The sequence below is a fragment of the Prochlorococcus marinus str. MIT 9302 genome (assembly GCF_000759975.1).
Classification (GTDB): Bacteria; Cyanobacteriota; Cyanobacteriia; order PCC-6307; family Cyanobiaceae; genus Prochlorococcus_A; species Prochlorococcus_A marinus_M.
This window is the reverse complement of the sequence record NZ_JNAM01000014.1, coordinates 55632-75691: the sequence shown is the minus strand read 5'-3', so window position 1 is coordinate 75691 and position 20060 is coordinate 55632. Positions and strand designations below refer to the sequence as shown.

Here is a 20060-nt window from a genome sequence, read left to right as displayed (position 1 = left end):
TCCAAAAGTGTCTCAAACTAACAATTTCCTTTTTAAGTCTTTAAACAATGAACAACTTCAAGCAGTAAAACATGTTTATGGACCACTATTAGTTGTAGCAGGTGCAGGCAGCGGAAAGACAAAAGCTCTTACCCACAGAATTGCAAATCTTATTGAAAACAACTCTATAGATCCCCATAACATTCTTGCAGTCACTTTTACTAACAAAGCTGCTAAAGAAATGAAAGCAAGATTAGAGGTTCTTCTAGCCCAAGAATTAGCTTTTAATCAATTTGGGCAGCCTTGGACAACTCTCAAAGAAATTGATCAAAATCAATTAAGAATAAACGTTCACCAAGAGAGGCTTCAGAACCTTTGGATCGGTACTTTCCATTCCTTATTTTCAAGACTTCTGAGATACGATATTGAAAAATATACTGATCCAGAAGGCCTAAAATGGACAAGGCAATTTTCAATTTACGATGAAACAGATTCTCAAACATTAGTAAAAGAAATTATCAGTCAAGATATGAATCTTGACCCAAAAAGATATGATCCCAAAAAGATTAAAAGATTAATAAGTAATGCTAAAAATCAATGCTTAACTTCTAATGATCTTTTAGAAAAAGCAGATAATAATTTTAATACAACAGTTGCAGAAGCCTACAAGAGGTATAGAATTTCACTCTCAAAAAATAATTCTTTAGACTTTGATGATCTTCTACTTTTGCCTGTTTTCTTATTAAGGCAAAATGATATAGTCAGAGATTACTGGCACAAAAGATTTAAACATATTTTAGTTGACGAATATCAAGATACAAATAGAACACAATATGAACTTATAAAATTAATTACGGCTGGAAATACTGAACCAAAAAAATTCTTCAATTGGGAAGATCGGTCAATTTTTGTAGTTGGGGATGCTGATCAAAGTATTTATAGTTTCAGAGCAGCTGACTTCAGAATTTTAATTGGTTTTCAAGAAGATTTTAAAACTTCAATCAACGACGATACAAAATCATCTTTAATTAAATTAGAAGAAAATTATAGGTCATCTTCTAATATCCTTGATGCTGCAAACTCACTAATTGAAAACAACTCTGAAAGAATTGACAAAGTTTTAAAGGCTACTAAAGAAAAAGGGGAACTTTTAACGTTACTCAGCTGTGATGATGAAATTTCCGAGGCAGAAGCAATTACCAATAAAATAAAATCACTCAAAAACCATAATCAAAACCCAATTTGGAAAAATTTTGCAATTTTATATCGAACCAGAGCTCAGTCAAGAGTATTAGAAGAGTCTCTTGTAAGGTGGCGCATTCCTTATACAATTTTTGGAGGATTGCGTTTTTATGATAGAAGAGAAATTAAAGATGCAATAGCATATTTGAAAGTTCTGGTTAATTCTTCAGATAACGTTAGTCTTTTACGAATCATAAATGTTCCTAGAAGAGGGATTGGTAAGACTACTATTCAAAAACTTAATGAACTATCTAATAGGTTAAATATCCCATTATGGGAGGTTCTTAATGATAAGCAAAGTCTTGAAGAAACAATAGGCCGATCATCAAAAGGAATTAATAAATTTACTGAAGTTATGAATGATCTACTTTGTTATCTTGAAAATTCAGGACCTGCTCAACTATTACAACTAATCTTAGAAAAAAGTGGTTATTTAAGTTACTTGCTCTCTAGTGGGACTGAAGAATCTGAAGATAGAAGAAATAACTTACAAGAACTAATTAATGCAGCTACTCAATATGAAGAAGAAACAGAAAGTGGAGATGTAGAGGGATTTCTTTCTACAGCAGCCTTAACAACTGATAATGATACGAAGAAAAATAATCCCAACTCAGTAACTCTAATGACTCTGCATAATAGTAAAGGTTTAGAATTTCAAAATGTTTTTATCACTGGACTAGAACAAGGTCTCTTCCCTAGCCATAGATCAATAGATACCCCCTCACTGCTTGAAGAGGAAAGGAGATTATGCTACGTAGGTATTACTAGAGCTAAAGAAAGAGTTTTCTTAAGTCATGCCAGAGAAAGAAGATTATGGGGTGGAATGCGTGAAGCAACAATTCCTTCAATATTTCTTTCAGAAATACCTGAAGATTTAATGGATGGCGAATTACCGCAAACTGGTGGTGCTTCAATTAGAAGAGATTGGCATCTTGATCGTTTAACTAGAGTTGATCGAAACAATCCAAATGAATTTGTTAACAAACCAATAAATGCAGTAAGGAAATTATATTCCGGTCCCAGCAAAGGGAAAAGCTGGATAGTTGGAGATAAGCTAATTCACTCAAAGTTTGGGAAAGGTGAAATCATACATATTTTTGGGAGTGGGGAAAAAATATCCTTAGCAGTAAAATTTGGTGATAAAGGAAGTAAAATTCTAGATCCCAGATTAGCTCCAATTCGTTATGTAAGTTAAAACTCATGAACGATATCTCTGATTACATACAAGGGGAATTAATCAAAACTCCATTTAATCTGTATAACCTAATTGCTAAATACATAGAATCTAATAACAATACTAAAGTAGCTTTTGTTGGCGGTTATTTAAGAGATTTATTAATTAGTAAATTCCACAAAAAATCGTTTTCTAAACCTGTAGATATTGATCTTGTTATTGAAGGATCCTCTATTTCTCTTGCAAAATTTATAAAAAAAAATATTGTAAATGTAGATTTATGTTTAATCAAGGAATTTAATTTATACAACACTGTAGAAATAAATATTAATGACTATAAAATTGATATTGCTTCTGCAAGAAAAGAAATTTATTCTGCTCCAGGCTTAAATCCCACAGTAAATAAAAGTACTATTGAGGAGGATCTTAAGAGGAGAGATTTCACTATAAATTCAATAGCCTTCGAGGTCTCGACAAGGAAAATCTATGATCTTTATGGAGGAATTTCTGATATTAAAAGTAAAAGATTGAACTTACTTCACAGTAATAGTATTTCAGATGATCCAAGTAGATTAATTAGATGTGCAAAATATGCTTCAAGGTTAGATTTCAATATTTCAAAAAATTCCCTCAAACAATCTCAAGAAACAGTTAGACAATGGCCATGGAAAAGTTCAGAAATACATCAGAAAATGATTTACCCTCCTGCACTAGGCATACGAATAAGGATGGAACTAGCTGAAATATGCAAACACGATAACTTGACTAATGTAATTTCGATAATTTATAAATGGGAAATTATCTCAATCTTAAATGAAAATATTAAAGTCGATAAAAGGTTTTTAAGAGGACTTAATTGGATTCAGAAGTTAAAGGGAAATCATATTCTTTACTTATTAAAAGATTCAGAAGATTTAGAAAAAGCATGTCAAAGATTTTTGGTAAATAATAGTGAGAAAAAAATATTAGAAGATTATTTAAATATCAAAAAGATATTAAATACAAACCAAACAAATTTCAATCATTTTTCTCCATCAAGTTGGACAGAATTTATTGAGGACAGACACCTTAATGATGATACAGTCAAATTATTAATTTGTGATGGAGGAGCATACTGGCGTAAATTGTTTAAGTGGTTATTTATTTACAAATTCATAAAATCAAAAAAAGATGGAGAAACATTAAAAAAAGAAGGATGGGACTCAGGGAAGAAGATGGGAAAGGAAATTAAAAGATTAAGATATTTGGAAATTGACAAATTAAATAGAAATTAATTACATTTTTACAACTTCACCAACCTTGTACCAATTTTCTTTTAAATGCTCTTCATATTTAGGATTGCAACTAATCAACAAGGGTCCGCATGTTTGAGGATCTAATAGTAATGATATTCTGTCGTTAAAAGTCTCTTGATCTAATGAATTTTCGTTTAAAAAATTAATTATTCTTTTTTGCTTATTTACTTTATAAATTTTGTCAAAAATTTCTTTATTAGATTCAAAGAAAGTACTTTTAACATCTTTTCTTATTAAATCAAATACTCCAGGATAAGCTTTAAATGCAAATAAATCTAATAAAACTTTTAGTGGCTCAAGATTATTGCTTTGCCTATATAAATTAGATGATTCAACCATTTCTTTAAGATGTCCAATAAATCCATATCCAGTAATGTCAGTCGCAGCATTAACTAATAATTCTTTAAATTGATTTTGAAAAAGATAAATTTCATCAATCAAATATTGCTGACTCTTTACTAAATTATTAATTACTTCAGAAGAACTATCTAGCATATTAATATTTTGCATTTGACTGGCAAAGTAAATCCCAACGCCAAGAGGTCTAGACATCATGAGAATATCTCCAATATTCATTCCAGATTTAAACCATGGCTTTGCTCCATTTTTTAAAATACCTTGAACGGTTAAAGAAATATCTATTCCTAATGAATAAGGTTTATTAACTAAACTTCTTGCCTCGAAAGTATGGCCTCCAAGTAATTCACCTCCATGATCCTCAACTGTTGATTTAATACCTTGAAGTGATTGAGAAAAGAGGTAACTCTGAAATTCCCTTTCAACTTTTGGTAATGAAATTAAAGCCTGCGCGGATGAAAGTTTTGCTCCGCATGCCCACAAATCTGAGCAAGCATGCAAAGTAGTAATTTTTGCATTAAGCCAAGGATCACTTACCAAAGCAGGAAATCCATCTACACTTTGTAAGATAATATCTTGACCATTTTGATATATCTCAACTGAATCTTCAGGTGATGAGGCAAAAGAATTTAAATTAGAATTTATTAATGATTTATTCAAAACAAACTGAGGAATTTTAGCTGCACATCCTCTGCAATCATTCAATGAAATATTTTTTTCACTACTTTTCATAATTAGCCTTTTTGATCTGAACTTTTTAATAAAGTTCAGATCAATTTTATGCTTTAAAATCCAAAAAATAAAAGAAGGGCCGAAAACAAAATTGCGATAAATAGCAAAAGCCTTTGGATGATGGCTTGGAAATATATTTACTATTTGCAATCCGATCTTTTGAGGAAACCACTTTTTTAATGATCTCCCTTCTATATCTTTTTTTAGATTTTGGACTAATCTATTTACAACTTTTACTGCAAAAACTCCCGATGCTGGTCTTTTTGCTGAACCTACAACTGCGCAATCACCAACAGCAAAGATTCCAGAGAAACTTTTTATCTGCAAATTCTGATTTGTAATTATTCTGCCATAAGAATCCGAATCTAATAATTTTTTTTGTCCCCATAACGGAGATGTATTTCCAGTACACAAAAGAATCTTGCCATAATCAAAATTAAGTTTTTCAACTAAATCAATATTGGAGTTCCGTAAACTTTTTAGAATTTTATTATTGATTTTCATTGAATCACATAATAGTTTTAAGGATCTATCTCTCCATCTTTTTCTTAAAGCATATGAGACTTCAATTGCAGCGAGACCACTCCCAACAATTACAAAAGGCGGTTCTTTTACTGAATCTAAAATATCCTCCTTTTGTATCAAGTCATAAGCTCTTAAAAAAGGTTTAATTGAAAAAGCCTTTCGATTTTTTACTAGAGTCTGAAATTCTCTTGGAATTTTTGTTTGACTTCCATAATTAAGAACTAACTTCGAATAATTAACTGGGGGTCTATTACTTAAAACAATTTCCTTTAAATTGAAATCAATATCCCTTACTTCTTCTTCTATAAAAGTTACTTTTGCATTTTTTGCTAAAGATTTTATATCAATTAAACTCTCTTCAAAAGAAATTGATTTTGAAATCACTGATGGGAACATCGCCGAATAAACCAAATGAGAATCTCTAGATATAATTGAAATAGGAATTTCTGGCATTAATTTCGGGCACATTAACCATTTCTTCATTAAAAGAACATTTGTGTGTCCTCCTCCAATTAGTACTAGATGATTAAAAGTCATTTACATCACAATGAATAAAGAACATTTATTACCAATTGAAAAATCAAGATTAGGAGTAATTGGCGGGAGTGGATTTTATTCAATGGATCAAATAGAGTACATAAGAGAAATAGAAATCAATACTCCCTATGGTAAACCTTCTGATTCAATAAGAGTATATAAACTTGGAGATCTTGAGATAGCATTCATTCCTAGACATGGCAGAACACATAGATTAAATCCTTCTGAAATTCATTACAAAGCTAATATATGGGCCTTAAGATCAATAGGAGTAAGATGGATTATCGCTCCATCGGCAGTTGGTTCATTGCAAGAACAGATTAGGCCACTTGATATAGTGGTGCCAGATCAATTTATAGACAGGACAAAAAATAGACCAGCAACATTCTTTAATGATGGAGCTGTAGCACATGTAAATATGGGAGATCCCTTCTGCACAAATTTATGCCGAATATTAAGTGAAATAGGGGAAAAAAATATTCCTGGCGGTAGACAATTGCATAGGGGGGGTACTTATCTAGCAATGGAAGGGCCCGCTTTCTCAACTAGAGCAGAATCTAATTTATATAGAAGCTGGGGATGTTCAATAATAGGAATGACTAACCACACAGAAGCAAGATTAGCTAAAGAGGCTGAAATAGCTTACTCCTCATTATCTATGGTTACTGATTATGATTGCTGGCATCAAACTCATCAAGAAGTTTCTGTAGAGATGGTTTTGGATAATCTTAGGACGAATACTGCAGTGGCAAATAAAATAATCTTTGAAGTAGCTAAATTAATAGAAAAAGAAAGACCAAAAAGTAAGTCTCATTTTTCATTAAGAGATGGCTTGATAACCCAAAAAGAAAATATCCCAAGCTCCACAATTGACAAGCTAAGGATATTTATCGATTCTTATTAGGCTTATGTATAAGTTACCGTAGGGATAAAATAAGAGTTTTGTTAACCCCCAGCCCCTACACCTTGGTATGAACCATAAAAGAATATTCCTAAAACAAAGATAACTGCAATTCCACCTGCTGTAGCAACAAGCCACAAAGGAAGAGTTCCTTCAGTCCATCTTCTTTCCCATGCAACTGCTGGTCTACCGTCTGGAAGTCTATCTGGAATTCTTCCATCAGGTCCTTTTAATTTGCTCATAATTTTAATTTAATTGAAAAAGTAACTGGAAAATAAAATTCCCAATACAAAAACTGATAATAAGCCTAAATAAAGACTTGTACGGTTAAGTTCAACTGGAACTTTGTTAGGATTTTCGTTTACTTGCATGATAGTTAAATTTATCGGGCTACAAATTGCATAGCGGCAATAGCACCCAAAAAGAATACTGATGGAATTGCTAGAGCATGAACTGCTAACCAACGAACAGTAAAAATTGGATAAACGCGGACTTCCGCAGCTTGCATTGGAGCTTGAGAATTAGTCATTGTTATTTTGTTCTTAAATCTAGTTGGGACTTAGCTTCATATCTTTGTGTTACGACAGGCGCTTTAGATTCAGATGATTGGAAATAACTATCCGGACGAGGAGTTCCGAAAGCATCGTAGGCTAAACCTGTATATACGAATAAGAAGCCTGCTATAAAAATAGCTGGTAATGTTACTGCATGAATAATCCAGTACCTAATACTGGTGATTATTTCAAAGAATGGGCGTTCACCCGTTGAACCTGCGGCCATAATCACAAATGTTTACCCTATGATCTTACAGTGTAAAATCATAAGTTCGTGAAGAAATTAACAGCTTGGTTACAGACAGTTGCTAAATTCATCGAAAATTAAGTTTTTTTTTAACTATTTAACTAAATATTCAAACTTAGCTATTCCATTTAAGGATATAACCACGTTCACCAAGTACGAATCCTTTTCGATTATCTAAAGTCTCCTTATCAAGAAAAACAATTTTGATGTAGTTTGTAGGCAATTCAGAAGCAGTAGGATCTGAATTCCAAGTTTTACCTTGATCTTTACTTACTATTAAAGTGCCATTACCACCACCTGCCCATATATCACCATTTGGATCCCATCCCATGTTTAGATAATTGTATCCGTTAAGAATAGGAATTATAGGCTTTGACCAATTTTCTAGGTCCTTATTATCATCATTAAATCTAATTTCTGCACCTCTAGAAAGCATCCATAAACTTCCTTCTGGATTAAAACCAATACTTTGAACTCTTTTGCTACTTGCTCTTTGATGAGCTATCCATGTATCACTATCCTTTTCCAAAGTAGAAAAGAAATTTCCCAGACTACTTACACTGACATAATCTCCATTAGAAGTTCTCCTTAAATCTCTAACCCCTCCAGAGACTGAGGCATCTAAAACTTTCGCATTCCATGATTCACCGCTATCTGTTGTTTGATATATTGCTCCTGCAGTCGTAGCCAATTCTGCAACACCATCATCAACTGTTGTTATAAGAAAAGGTTGGCCTGGTAATTTATTTCCTAGTGATAAACGAGTCCAGTTTTTTCCCGAATCAACTGTGTGCATAATTAATGATGGTTGGCCTATTAACCATCCTTCTTCACCTTTAAAATCAATATCTAACAGACGAAAGTTCTCTTCACTTGGTAAATCTAAATTCCTTTTTTCCCAAGTTTCGCCTCCATCATTTGATTCCATAATAAGTCTGTTAGAGCCAACTAAAAAACCATTATTATTATCTATAAAATCAACATCTAGAACATTTGCCTGGTCTTCGAACTGAATTGTTTTCCAAGGGCTGCTTGCATTCATCTTTACTCCTGTAGATGAACAACTGCTCAAGACAAAAGAAAGAAGTAAAGATAAAAGAAGATTAGGAATGCTGGTAAAAGTTTTTTTCATTTAATTATTTTAATGCAAAGAGTATAAAGAAAGGAAACATGCAGCAGCAAAAGCTAAACCTCCAAAGATTAATATATTTTTCTGGCCAGGAGGTAAGCTATTGAAACCAAATCCGTAAGTTAAGTTTTCTTCAAAGCCACTAGGTTTAGATTTTGGACCAATATCTTTATAAAAGTTTTTTCCAGCTCTGCAAACGGGGCAAACGAATGTATTACCGTCCAATTCTGAAAAGGGCGTGTTTTTGGGAATGTTTAATTTTTTGTTTCCTTCAGACGGATCATAAATGTATCCACAACTTCTACATTCGAATCTATTTTGTTCTAAGTTAATAGAAGATTCTTCAACATTTACTCCTAAAGGTTTTTCGGATAGTTTTTCCTTCTCAAAGTTTTCAACTATTTTGTTTTCCTCAGAGGCTGGTTGAATGTTTTCACTCACGGTTTATTATTATTCTTTAAGAACTTTAAAAGATTTTGCTTAATTAAGCGAATTTTATTCAAAATTAATTTTTAAGATGTTTTTATTAACTGGCTATGAATATTTTTTAGGTTTTCTCTTAATTGCCGCTGCTGTTCCAATATTAGCTCTAGTTACTAACCTAATAGTTGCACCTAAAGGCAGAACTGGTGAAAGAAAACTAACATATGAATCTGGAATGGAGCCTATCGGAGGAGCATGGATTCAATTTAATATTCGTTATTACATGTTCGCCTTAGTTTTCGTTATATTTGATGTGGAAACAGTATTCCTTTACCCTTGGGCTGTTGCTTTTAATAGATTAGGCTTATTAGCGTTTATTGAGGCATTGATTTTCATTGCAATACTTGTTATCGCTTTAGCTTACGCATGGAGGAAAGGTGCTTTAGAATGGAGTTAAAAAATTGAACCCACAATTATCCCCAAAAGCAATAAGAGAAATCAGGGAAGGGACTTGCAATCCACTTGGTGCACCACAAGTTACCACAGATTTAAGCGAAAATATCATACTTACAAGTCTAGACGATCTTCACAATTGGGCTAGATTAAGTAGTCTTTGGCCTCTACTGTACGGCACAGCTTGTTGTTTTATTGAGTTTGCTGCCCTAATTGGATCTAGATTTGATTTTGATAGGTTCGGATTAGTGCCGAGAAGCTCGCCAAGGCAAGCTGATTTATTAATAGTCGCAGGTACAGTAACAATGAAAATGGCTCCTGCTCTAGTAAGACTTTATGAGCAGATGCCTGAACCAAAATATGTTATTGCCATGGGAGCTTGTACAATCACAGGAGGAATGTTTAGCGCAGATTCCACTACTGCTGTCAGAGGTGTTGATAAACTGATACCAGTAGATTTATACCTTCCTGGATGTCCTCCAAGGCCAGAAGCAATTTTTGATGCGGTAATAAAATTAAGAAAAAAAGTTGGTAATGAATCAATTTCAGAGCGTACAAAAACTGAGCAAACACACAGGTACACAACATTTGATCACGAAATGAATCTTATTTTCTCTGAAAATAATGGTGAATATCTAAACAAAACCTCAACAAATGTTATTTCTTCCTCCAACAAAGAAAAAATAACTCAATTATCTGAGATCAGCGAAAAATCTGAAATTATTAATACTAAAGAAAATTAATGGAAAAAGACGATTTAGCCAAATCCTCTGACAAATCAATAGAATCAGGAGGATTTGTGAGCCAAAATTTATATAAGGATGGCATTCCAAATCAATCATTAGCTAATGATCACTTAGGAATAGAAAATATCTCAGTGGAACCTAGCAAATTATATGAAGCTGTATCGGCTTTAAAAAATTACGGTTTTAACTATCTCGAATGTCAAGGTGGTTATGATGAGGGGCCAGGAAAAAATCTTGTAAGTTTCTATCATTTTATAACTGTTGATGACTTGCAAAAAATTAGAAAGATTAAAGAAGTTAGATTAAAAGTCTTCTTAAAAAGAGATTCGAATTTATCAATCCCTAGTTTGTACAAGATTTTTAAAGGTAGTGATTGGCAAGAAAGAGAAACATATGACATGTTTGGAATAAATTTTATTGACCATCCAAATCCCAAGAGACTCTTAATGCCTGAAGATTGGAGAGGGTGGCCATTGCGAAAAGACTATATTCAACCAGACTTTTATGAACTTCAAGATGCTTATTAGTTTAATTTCTTTAATTTGCGATACATAAAAATAACTGCTCTTGCCAATCTTCTCGGATCATGTCTAAGGGTAGGAGTTATTCTTTTTGAGTACAATGGTGCCTTCAAAACATAATAACCCTCGGATATTAATTTCCCTTTATTACATTGGACAGGCTCTGCTCCTCTACTTTCGTAAAAGTCTACTAACGGAGACTTTTCAAATTCGGCCTGAGATAAGATTGCGTTAAAAATTCGAGTATTAACCCCAAAATTTGATAATTGTTTTTCTATTGATTTAATATGTTGATAAACATTAAGTCCATCTGTTTCGCCAGGTTGAGTCATCAAATTACTTATGTAAATTTTGGGAGAATCACTTTGCAATAAAGCATCAACAATTTCTGGTACCAATAAGTTAGGTAATAGAGAAGTGTATAGACTGCCTGGGCCAAGAATAATCAAATCAGCATCTTTTATAGATTCGAGAGCACTAGGGAGTGCAGAAGGATTTTCTGGTAGAATTCCAATCTTTGAAATTAACTTTTTAGATTTGCCGATCTTGCTTTCCCCAAAAATTTTTTTACCATCCTCTAATTCGGCCCATAACATAACATCAGTATTTGTTGCCGGTAAAACTTGACCTTGTACCGCCAAGACTTTACTAGAGGCTTGAACTGCTTTTTCTAGACTACCTGTAATTCTTGTTAAAGCTGACAAGAATAGATTGCCAAAACTATGTCCCTCTAGATCACTTCCTCCTGAAAATCTATATTGAAATAATCTAGTTAAAGTAGGTTCTTCGTTTGATAAGGCAGCTAAACAATTTCTAATATCTCCTGGAGGTTGTACGCCTAATTGTTTTCTAAGAATTCCACTACTTCCACCATCATCAGAGACAGTTACAATTGCAGTAATATTAGTGCTGTAATTTTTCAATCCTTTTAATAAAGTCGATAAGCCTGTGCCGCCACCAATTGCAACAATATTAGGACCTCTATTTAATTTACTCTTAAATCTTAATGCATCCACTAAGAATGTATTTTTTTCTGGAACAAGTGCTTTTTGAATAGAATTAATACTTCTATTTTGTCCGATTCCAATTAATAAAAGTCCAATGACAACAATTAATGGCCCAAGTATTGAAACAGGCAAGAAACTAGTTAAACCCGTCATTAAACCAAAAAATATTTCAATTAGCCAATATAGTGGCCTTAAATTTGTCCAAATTACAAGGCCTAATAATGTAGTTAAAAATCCTATCGCAGATGTAATCAACCATCTTTTTATAACTAGTCCAGGCAAAAGCCAACTTAAAATTCTTATAATTTTGTTTAAAAAGTTAAAATTAGACTTTTTAAAATTTTTATAATATCTTCTTATTCTTTTTTTACGCTTATTCATTAAAAACCTCTTAAATTATTTTTCTCAAATTTAAAAACTTCATAAATTCATTATAAATCAAATTCATACATCCTTTTTTTATTTCTAAAAATAGGCAAAATGTAATAGAAGATGACTTTTTCTTTAATACAGGTCTTGAAAAAATCAAAGTATGCAGTTGAAACAAAAAACCTCTCAATAGGCTGGGGGGAAGTTAATGTACTTAATCAACTAAATTTTGAACTCTATAATGGCGAGAAATTAGCTATTGTTGGCCCCTCAGGTTCAGGTAAATCAACTATTTTAAAAATATTAGCGGGCCTAATTTTACCTACCAATGGAGAATTAAAGATATTTGGTGAAAAACAAACATATTTAAGACTAGATCAAAATAATCCTCCTGATGTAAGGCTGGTGTTTCAAAATCCAGCATTGTTAGGATCTTTAACTATTGAAGAAAATGTTGGTTTTCTCCTTAAAAGGAATAAAAATCTATCTAAAAAATTAATTCATGAAATCGTTAGTGAATGTTTGGCTGAGGTAGGATTATTTAATGTTGATAATAAACTTCCGAATGAATTAAGTGGAGGAATGCAAAAAAGAGTAAGTTTTGCTAGAGCTCTAATTACAGATCAAACTCTTAATGCAAAGACTAAACCTTTATTACTTTTTGATGAACCGACTGCAGGTCTTGATCCAATTGCCTCCTCAAGAATTGAAGATTTAATTAATAAAACAAATGATAAAGTCAACGGATCATCTATTGTAGTTAGCCATGTTCTTAGTACTATAGAAAGGACTTCAGATAAAGTTTTAATGCTTTACGGAGGCAAATTTAGATGGTCAGGTTCTATTGATGAATTCAAAAAAAGTAATGATCCTTATGTATTCCAATTCAGAAATGGGAAACTTGATGGTCCAATGCAACCCAAAGAAATTTAGAAATTATGCGTAGAAGCTTTCGAGATTCAATAGTTGGATTTTCCTTACTAGGAGGAATTTTAATATTCACATTTTTTTCTTTTTGGCTAAGAGGAGTAAGATTATCTTCAAAAAATTGGTATCTCTTTGCAGAATTCAGTAACGCAAGCGGCTTATCAAAAAAATCTCCAGTTACTTATAGAGGAATTTTAGTAGGCTCAATAGAAGATATCTTATTTACGAACGAATCAATTAAAGCAAAAATAGTTTTAAATAATCCTGAAATTATTCTTCCTAGGCCTACATTTGCAAGTGTAGTTACAAATTCTTTCTTAGGAGGAGATGTGCAAATCGCTTTAGAGTCGAGTGAAAAAACAATTCCTAAAAATATTGCAAAACCTACATCAGAAAAATGCGATACAAAATTAATTATTTGTCAAGGAGATACTATCACAGGGAAACAACTATCAAGTCTCTCAAATATAACGAACAGAATAAATCAAATTTTAAAAGAAACAAATCAAGAAAATTTAATTGAGAATATCGTGAAATCAATTGACCAATTTGATAGAACACAAGAAAACCTTGATGAATTAATTTTTTTATCGAGAAAAGAAATACTAAGGATTGAACCTTTAATAACAGAAATTACAAGTGCTGCTAATCATTTGAATAGCATCTTGTCTACTATCGATGATAAAGAAACTCTTAATGACATTAAATTGACAATTAAAGCTGCGAATTCCATATCCAGAAAAATAGATGATATGAGTGATGATTTTGAAAACTTAACAAAAGATAAAGAATTAACTAAATCCATAAGAGATTTAACTATTGGGCTTTCAAAATTCCTCAACGAAATTTATCCTTAAGTAGTTTCAGAATTCATTTATGGCATTTAAAGCCATAGCTGCGATTGCTTTATCTGTAGCTTTTGGTAGTTGAACATATTTCCCTTGAGCTGCCTCTGCTAATTCTTTACCAAAGCCACTTGCAATAAATTTTCTCTCTGTATCAATTATTAAGAGTTTTATACCAAGCATGGGATATTTTGCAGCAATATCAAGAACTTCTTGTTTTAAATTGGCATTATCTTTATCTTTATCTTTATCTTTATCTTTACCTTCAACATCATTTTGTCCTAGAGATAATCCTAAGGGTACATTGCCTCTTCCATCTGTAATCCCTACAACAATAACTTGACCAATATCTCCTGTAGAAAGAGCATTTTTTGCTACTTTCGCTGATTGTGTTAGCCCATGAGCCAAAGGCGATCCACCTCCGCAAGGCATTGTTTCTAGCCTTCTTTTTGCTGCAGTTATAGATCTAGTTGGAGGCAAAAGAACTTCAGCCTGATTACCTCTAAAGGGAATTAAAGCTACTTCATCTCTGTTCTCATATGCCTCTGTTAAAAGTCTTATTACTGCACCTTTGGCACTTTGCATTCTATTTAGAGCCATAGAGCCGCTAGCATCAACCAAAAAAATAACTAAAGCACCCGCTTTTTTCTGTAGAAGCTTTGCCCTAAAATCATTTTCTTCAATAATTATTGATTTATTAGGATTCCTTAATCTTCTTGATTTTTGATAAGGAGCCGCAGCTCGAAGAGTAGCATCTACAGCAATTCTTTTTACTTTTCCTCTTGGAATTATAGGTTTCACATATCTTCCTCTACTATCACTAAATATCACTGATCTACTTCCACTATTTCCGGCTTTTGCTTTAGCTGATGAAAAAAGTAATAAATCAGGATCGACCATACATGCCTCAGGATCTAGTATAAATTCTTCAGGTATTTCAGGAGTAGATTCTTCTTCTCCATCAGAATTATCTTCTTCTTGTTCTTGCTCTTGATTATCGTCATTTTCATTTGCCTCAGGCTCGGATTCATCATCATTTGATTGAGGTGGGGGTGGGGGACTCTGATCCTCTGGAGGTGGCGGTTGAATATCATCATCTTCAGGGGGTATTTGCATTGCTCTTGGGAGAATAACTAGTCTTACTGCGACTTTTAAGTCCTCAGAGTTAACATTCTCATCACCTCGAAGAGCTGCATTTGCCTTAGCAACTTTCACTGCAAACAATTCTGATCTATGCCCCTCGACACCGCCTCTGAGAGCTTCATTAACTAAATAGGTTATTTGCTCTTTTGTTATTTTTACATCCTTAAGCCATTGCCTCGCCAAAATTAATTGTGTGGATAAATTATCAGATTCTTCAGACCACTTTTCTGAAAATTTAATATTATTTTCGGCGTGTGACAAAACAGATTTTGTAATCTCAACTCTTTGAGCATTATCAATAGATTGATCTGCAGAAAGAACAATTGCAAAACGATCTAAAACATGATCTCTTAAAGCTCCTTCTTCAGGATTATAAGTTGCTATTAAAAGGGACTTACAAGGATGAGAGAGGCTTAAACCATCTCTTTCAATATTATTTTGCTCTCTTCCTATAGCTTCAAGAATTAAATTTACAATTCCATCATCCAATAAATTTATATCGTCTACATACAAAACACCTCTATGAGCTTCTGCTAAAATTCCAGGCTGAAAAACTTGTTCTCCCGTACTTAATGAGGCAGCGACATCAATTGATCCAACAAGTCTATCTTCAGTTATACCAATAGGAACTTGAATAAATGGTGCCTCTTTTACTTTTTTTGGAATTTCATCAATTTGATTCAAATAATCACTTCCAATTACCTCCTCTAACAATTTATTAGTACTAATATCCCATTCCTCTGGTTTATCTGGATCTAGGTTCCTGCCAATAGGTCTTAATGAAGTATTACTATTTCTCTTAGATAGTGTTTCCAGTATTGATTCATTATCTAATACCTCTACAGGAGGTATTAAAGTATGCAAACCCCTTGCTAATACTGACTTACCAGTACCTCTTCCGCCAGCAATAATCACTCCTCCTAAACTCGGATCAACTGCTGCCAAAAGCAAAGATAATTTCAATAAGCTATGACCCGTAATTGCCGCCAAAGGGAAAGCTCTAAAAGAATCCTTTGAGTTCATTAAATCTTTTATTTCTCCTTTTTCTTTTAACTCGGGGTTCAAAATCACTTTAAAAATGCCTGATATAGAATTTATCCAATAACTTTGTTTTTTGTAGTGGAATTATCAAATCTTAATATCAAAAATGGACTATGTATATCCCTCGGAGCAAATATTGATAGTAAATTCGGAAGCCCTCTTGAGTCACTATTAATTTGCAAACCAAAAATAGAGGAAATAATAAATGAATGGGGAGATAGTTCTAACAAAAAAAAAGAAGAGAAAAGCAAATTTCATGCAAACTTTTTTTGGTCTTCAATTTATGAGACATTACCCCATGGTGTTGAAAATGAGCAGCCAAATTATTTAAATACTCTACTACTGATAAAAAGTAATTCTTTTCCTAAACCATCAAATAAAAAAGCGAAATTACTTTTAAAAGAGCTAAAAAAGTTAGAGAGATTTTTCGGACGCGAAGAGACGCCAAAGGGTAAGAAATGGCTATCAAGATGTCTCGATTTAGATATTCTTTGGTGGGAAGATTTTTATACGGTTGACGAGGAATTAACATTACCTCACCCTAGATTCATGAATCGCAATTTCGTTATTACACCACTATCTGAAATCTTAAGTAGAAGCCAAAAAATCACAAAGTTTGATGCCCCAAAATGGTCTATATAAATTATTTACAAAACCAAAAAATAACTGTTAGGCTATTTTTATTTAAAAATTATGGGCAACAAAAACCTTATAAAAAGATCCATTTTTAAAGAAAAAATATCTGAGTTAAAGTCAAAAAAATTTAGTTTCGAAATAAATAGAATTGAGCTTCCAAATGGACATGAAGGTGAATATGGATACATTAAGCATCCTGGGGCAGCATTAGCCGTACCTATTACAAAAGACAATAAAGTTATCATTCTTCGGCAATATAGATTTGCTGTTTCAAGGTATTTATTAGAATTTCCAGCAGGTACATTAGAAATAGGTGAAACACCTATTAATTCAATTCAAAGAGAAATACAAGAAGAGACTGGATTCAGTGCCAACAAATGGGATGAACTAGGAACTCTTGTCCCTGCTCCTGGTTATGCAGATGAAGAAATTTATTTATTTTTAGCTCGTGATTTAAACAAACTCAATTCCGAGGTTAAAGGAGATTTAGATGAAGATATAGAAGTATTAATTTTAGATCCCGACGAACTAGATAATCTTATTTCTAGTGGGGATGAAATTCTTGATGCAAAAACCGTGACGGCTTGGTTTAGAGCTAAACAATTTTTAGATAAATTATGAATAAACCTAGAATACTTTTTTGGCATAGAAAGGATTTAAGAATATTTGATAATCAATCTTTAATCAAAGCATTTTCATTATCAAATGCTATTACTTCAACTTATATATTTGATAAAAATTACTCACACGATTTCAATGCAAGTTCAAGAGCTTGGTTTCTAGGAAATTCGCTTCAAGAATTAGGAAATAATTGGAAAAAAATGGGTAGTAGATTAGTGATGGAAGAAGGAGATCCGGTATTAATAATTCCTCAATTAGCAAAGAAAATAGATGCTAAATTTGTTTTTTGGAATAGATCAATTGAACCTTATGAGATAAATCGCGATTTACAAATAAAAAATAATTTAAAAGAACAAAATATTCAAGTTATTGAAACTTGGGATCACTTATTAATAGAACCTTTAAAAATATTTTCAGGGAATAATAATCCTTATTCAGTTTATGGACCTTTTTATAAAAACCTTAAATCAAAAATGAATTTATTAGGTTCATATGAACAAGATAAAGTTGTTTTCCAGTTTAAAGATATAGATAATAAACTCAAAGAAAATAAGACAATAAATTCATCTAATTCGGTTCTAGAGAAATTTATCAAAAATATCAAATTTCCTGGTTCGAATATTTGTCCATGTAGACCTGGAGAGAATGCTGCAGAAACATTATTAGAAAACTTCATTAACGAAAAAAACATATATTCTTATAATTCTGCGAGAGATTTTCCTTCCCATAATGGGACATCTTTTCTAAGTGCATCTCTCAGATTCGGCACCATCAGCATTAGAAAAGTTTGGAACGCCACATTAAATTTAAATTCAGATTTTGCAAATCAAGAAAATTACCTATCAATTGAAACTTGGCAAAAAGAACTTGTTTGGCGTGAATTTTATCAACATTGCTTATTCCATTTCCCAGAGCTGGAGAAAGGTCCATATAGAAAAAAATGGGATCACTTTCCATGGCAAAACAATAAAGAATGGTTTCAATATTGGAGCAACGGAGAGACCGGAGTACCTATAGTTGATGCTGCAATGCGTCAACTAAATAGTACTGGTTGGATGCATAACAGATGTAGGATGATAGTCGCTTCATTTCTGGTAAAAGATCTTATATGCAGTTGGCAAATGGGTGAGAAAAAATTTATGGAGACGTTGGTTGATGGCGACTTAGCTGCAAATAATGGGGGATGGCAGTGGAGCGCCAGTAGCGGTATGGATCCAAAACCACTTAGAATTTTCAATCCATATACCCAAGCAAAAAAATTTGATCCTATTTGCGAATATATAAAATATTGGATTCCTGAATTATCTAAAGTGTCAAATTCAGAATTATTAAATGGGGAGATATCTAATTTAGAAAAAAATAATTATTCAGGCCCTATTGTCAATCACAACATACAACAAAGATTATTTAAATCACTTTATGCTGAAATTTGAATTTCCTCTATACAATTCTTTAAAACTTTATTTAAATTTTCTGCTACATAAACTTGCTCTTCATAAGAAATTTCAGGAAACATTGGCAGACTAAGGACTTCTGTACAAATTCTCTCTGTATTTATGAGTTTTGTTCTAGAAAAATTTTTATTTTTGTAAGCTATTTGTGCGTGTATTGGAATTGGATAATAAATAATTGAATTAATACCTTTTTCAAAAAGTTGTTGTTTTACCAAATTCCTTAAAGAATAGTATTTTTTGCAATCAGTATCAAATAAATTTGAAAAATCTTCATTTAAGAAATATTTATCGTTTCTTAATTTGATGACAAATTGATTCCAAGAATGGAAAATTGAATCAGAGCTAATTTTTGGAAAACTAATAAATGGATTTTTTTCTAATAAATCAAGGTAATCATTAGCAATTTTTTGGCGATTATTAATCCACTTAGAAATATATTTAATTTTTATGTTTAATATGGCAGCTTGAATGGTATCAAGTCTGCTGTTATATCCAATTTGGGTATGGTGATATCTTATTGGGCTGCCATGAACAGCCAGTTCTCTAATTTTTTTGGCAATCTTCTGATCTGAAGTTGTTACTGCTCCACCATCTCCAGCAGCTCCTAAATTTTTAGTAGGGAAAAAGCTAAAACAACCTATATCACCTATACTACCAACTTTGGAATTTTCCCACATTGTGCATGTTGCCTGAGCACAATCTTCGATTACTTTTAAGTCATATTTTTTGGCCAAAGATTTTATTAAGGTCATATTCACTGCATTCCCAAATAGATGAACTGGCATAATTGCCTTGGTATTAGAATTTATTTCTTGTTCTATTAGTTCAGTATTAATAAGATAAGTTTCTGGATCTATATCTACCAAAACAGGATTAGCACCAACTGCACTAATAGCCTCTGCAGTTGCAAAAAAGCTAAAAGATGAGGTAATAACTTCATCACCCACACCAATATCTAATGCGCGCAAAGCTAATACTAAAGCATCAGTTCCACTATTACATCCAATAGTATTTTCAACACCAATCAGACTAGAAAAACTCTCCTCAAATTTGGCAATTTCTTGTCCTCCAATATACTGGCCCCCTTTTAAAACTTTAGAAACCTCACTCTCAATTTCTGAGCCAATTTCTTGGTACTGCCTATTTAAAGTAAATGGAGGTATCTGCATAGTGAATATATTAACCCTAAACCATATTTCTAT

The 20060-nt window shown here is 32.4% G+C and carries 21 protein-coding genes; 11 read left to right on the top strand and 10 right to left on the bottom strand.

Annotated elements, in window-relative coordinates:
- The first annotated feature begins 7 nt into the window (after positions 1 to 7).
- Together EU96_RS00180 and EU96_RS00185 are read left to right on the top strand one after the other, a co-directional pair.
- Positions 8 to 2416 (top strand): UvrD-helicase domain-containing protein, encoded by a 2409-nt coding sequence (locus EU96_RS00180; protein WP_032527588.1) that lies wholly within the window; start codon positions 8 to 10, stop codon positions 2414 to 2416.
- A gap of 5 nt (positions 2417 to 2421) precedes the next feature.
- Positions 2422 to 3669 carry a CCA tRNA nucleotidyltransferase gene (locus tag EU96_RS00185; RefSeq protein ID WP_032527587.1) on the top strand — a complete coding sequence of 416 codons (1248 nt, stop codon included), beginning with the start codon at positions 2422 to 2424 and terminating at the stop codon, positions 3667 to 3669.
- On the opposite strand, the gene selD is transcribed toward EU96_RS00185, so the two are convergent.
- A complete protein-coding gene (gene selD, locus EU96_RS00190; RefSeq protein WP_032527586.1) occupies positions 3670 to 5841 on the bottom strand; it encodes a selenide, water dikinase SelD in 2172 nt (723 codons plus the stop codon).
- Between the two features lie 10 nt (positions 5842 to 5851).
- Here selD and mtnP point away from each other — a divergent pair, with 10 nt between their 5' ends.
- On the top strand, positions 5852 to 6745 hold the full coding sequence (gene mtnP, locus EU96_RS00195) for an S-methyl-5'-thioadenosine phosphorylase (RefSeq protein WP_032527585.1): 894 nt from the start codon (positions 5852 to 5854) through the stop codon (positions 6743 to 6745).
- Positions 6746 to 6786: 41 nt separating this feature from the next.
- Here the strand turns inward: mtnP and EU96_RS00200 are convergent, their stop codons facing one another.
- From EU96_RS00200 to EU96_RS00220, 6 genes are all read right to left on the bottom strand, one after another.
- Positions 6787 to 6984, bottom strand: coding sequence for a photosystem II reaction center protein J (locus EU96_RS00200; RefSeq protein ID WP_011375864.1), 198 nt, complete (start codon positions 6982 to 6984; stop codon positions 6787 to 6789).
- Positions 6985 to 6993: 9 nt separating this feature from the next.
- The gene (locus EU96_RS09920; protein WP_002806119.1) at positions 6994 to 7113 is read right to left on the bottom strand and encodes a photosystem II reaction center protein L; all 120 of its coding nucleotides are present in this window, start codon (positions 7111 to 7113) and stop codon (positions 6994 to 6996) included.
- Between the two features lie 11 nt (positions 7114 to 7124).
- A complete protein-coding gene (gene psbF, locus EU96_RS00205) occupies positions 7125 to 7271 on the bottom strand; it encodes a cytochrome b559 subunit beta (RefSeq protein WP_052044290.1) in 147 nt (48 codons plus the stop codon).
- Between the two features lie 2 nt (positions 7272 to 7273).
- The gene (gene psbE / locus EU96_RS00210) at positions 7274 to 7522 is read right to left on the bottom strand and encodes a cytochrome b559 subunit alpha (RefSeq protein WP_002806020.1); all 249 of its coding nucleotides are present in this window, start codon (positions 7520 to 7522) and stop codon (positions 7274 to 7276) included.
- Between the two features lie 136 nt (positions 7523 to 7658).
- The gene (locus EU96_RS00215; protein WP_032527584.1) at positions 7659 to 8675 is read right to left on the bottom strand and encodes a photosynthesis system II assembly factor Ycf48; all 1017 of its coding nucleotides are present in this window, start codon (positions 8673 to 8675) and stop codon (positions 7659 to 7661) included.
- A 9-nt stretch (positions 8676 to 8684) separates the two neighbouring features.
- Positions 8685 to 9113 carry a rubredoxin gene (locus EU96_RS00220; RefSeq protein WP_032527583.1) on the bottom strand — a complete coding sequence of 143 codons (429 nt, stop codon included), beginning with the start codon at positions 9111 to 9113 and terminating at the stop codon, positions 8685 to 8687.
- Positions 9114 to 9189: 76 nt separating this feature from the next.
- On the opposite strand from EU96_RS00220, the gene EU96_RS00225 reads away from it, so the two are divergent.
- The 3 genes from EU96_RS00225 to EU96_RS00235 are packed head-to-tail and all read left to right on the top strand — an operon-like array spanning position 9190 to position 10821.
- Positions 9190 to 9552, top strand: coding sequence for an NAD(P)H-quinone oxidoreductase subunit 3 (locus tag EU96_RS00225; protein WP_011375859.1), 363 nt, complete (start codon positions 9190 to 9192; stop codon positions 9550 to 9552).
- Positions 9553 to 9556: 4 nt separating this feature from the next.
- Positions 9557 to 10291 carry an NADH dehydrogenase subunit K gene (locus EU96_RS00230; protein ID WP_032527582.1) on the top strand — a complete coding sequence of 245 codons (735 nt, stop codon included), beginning with the start codon at positions 9557 to 9559 and terminating at the stop codon, positions 10289 to 10291.
- A complete protein-coding gene (locus EU96_RS00235) occupies positions 10291 to 10821 on the top strand; it encodes an NAD(P)H-quinone oxidoreductase subunit J (RefSeq protein WP_032527581.1) in 531 nt (176 codons plus the stop codon). Before EU96_RS00230 ends, EU96_RS00235 begins: the two co-directional genes overlap by 1 nt.
- Here EU96_RS00235 and EU96_RS00240 read toward each other — a convergent pair.
- Entirely contained in the window at positions 10818 to 12203 is a 1386-nt protein-coding gene (locus EU96_RS00240; protein ID WP_032527580.1) for a gluconeogenesis factor YvcK family protein, read from the bottom strand. The genes EU96_RS00235 and EU96_RS00240 overlap by 4 nt on opposite strands.
- Before the next feature lie 111 nt (positions 12204 to 12314).
- On the opposite strand from EU96_RS00240, the gene EU96_RS00245 reads away from it, so the two are divergent.
- Entirely contained in the window at positions 12315 to 13124 is an 810-nt protein-coding gene (locus tag EU96_RS00245; protein WP_241434588.1) for an ABC transporter ATP-binding protein, read from the top strand.
- Positions 13125 to 13129: 5 nt separating this feature from the next.
- The gene (locus tag EU96_RS00250; RefSeq protein WP_032527579.1) at positions 13130 to 13975 is read left to right on the top strand and encodes an MlaD family protein; all 846 of its coding nucleotides are present in this window, start codon (positions 13130 to 13132) and stop codon (positions 13973 to 13975) included.
- Between the two features lie 6 nt (positions 13976 to 13981).
- Here EU96_RS00250 and bchD read toward each other — a convergent pair whose 3' ends face one another.
- Positions 13982 to 16129, bottom strand: a complete 2148-nt coding sequence (gene bchD, locus EU96_RS00255) for a magnesium chelatase ATPase subunit D (protein WP_052044291.1) — start codon at positions 16127 to 16129, stop codon at positions 13982 to 13984.
- 96 nt (positions 16130 to 16225) lie between these two features.
- Here bchD and folK point away from each other — a divergent pair, with 96 nt between their 5' ends.
- From folK to EU96_RS00270, 3 genes are read left to right on the top strand one after another with little or no spacing between them, the layout of a single operon-like run.
- Entirely contained in the window at positions 16226 to 16789 is a 564-nt protein-coding gene (gene folK / locus EU96_RS00260; protein ID WP_032527614.1) for a 2-amino-4-hydroxy-6-hydroxymethyldihydropteridine diphosphokinase, read from the top strand.
- A 51-nt stretch (positions 16790 to 16840) separates the two neighbouring features.
- A complete protein-coding gene (locus tag EU96_RS00265) occupies positions 16841 to 17404 on the top strand; it encodes an NUDIX hydrolase (protein ID WP_032527577.1) in 564 nt (187 codons plus the stop codon).
- Positions 17401 to 18837: a cryptochrome/photolyase family protein gene (locus EU96_RS00270; RefSeq protein ID WP_032527576.1), complete on the top strand. Its 1437-nt coding sequence runs from the start codon at positions 17401 to 17403 to the stop codon at positions 18835 to 18837. The genes EU96_RS00265 and EU96_RS00270 overlap by 4 nt, the downstream gene beginning before the upstream one ends.
- On the opposite strand, the gene EU96_RS00275 is transcribed toward EU96_RS00270, so the two are convergent.
- Positions 18822 to 20027 (bottom strand): DegT/DnrJ/EryC1/StrS family aminotransferase, encoded by a 1206-nt coding sequence (locus tag EU96_RS00275; protein WP_032527575.1) that lies wholly within the window; start codon positions 20025 to 20027, stop codon positions 18822 to 18824. The two genes, EU96_RS00270 and EU96_RS00275, sit on opposite strands and share 16 nt — an antisense overlap.
- Positions 20028 to 20060 lie beyond the last annotated feature (33 nt).